1 protein-coding gene is annotated in these 394 nt (G+C 71.1%); it reads left to right on the forward strand.

Features of this window, described 5'->3' with window-relative positions:
- Positions 1–394: S-layer homology domain-containing protein (locus H6A16_RS10590; RefSeq protein WP_204619020.1), on the forward strand; the 394-nt coding region annotated here is incomplete at both ends.

Genomic DNA, 394 nt, shown 5'->3' on the forward strand with positions numbered 1-394 from the left:
CGCCGACGGCAAGGAGGTCGAGGTCGAGGCCGGCGAGAAGGACGGCACCTGGACCTTCGAGATGCCCGGCTCCGCCGTCACCGTCGAGGTCGCCTTCGCCGACGCGTGGGAGAACCCCTTCTCCGACGTCTCCGAGTCCGACTGGTTCTACGCCTCGGTCCGCGAGGCGAACAAGCTGGGCCTCATGAAGGGCTACGAGGGCACCGACCTGTTCGGGCCGCTCTCCGGCGCGTTCCGCGAGCAGGCCGCCACGGTCATGTGGAACTGGCTGGGCGACGGCGACATGGACGCCCCCGCGGCGCCCTTCGCCGACGTGCTGCAGGGCGAGTGGTACGCCCCCTACGTCAACTGGGCCAACGAGGCCGGCGTCATGACCGGCTACGAGGGCGCCGGC

The sequence above is a fragment of the Collinsella tanakaei genome (genome assembly GCF_016900375.1).
Lineage (GTDB): Bacteria > Actinomycetota > Coriobacteriia > Coriobacteriales > Coriobacteriaceae > Collinsella.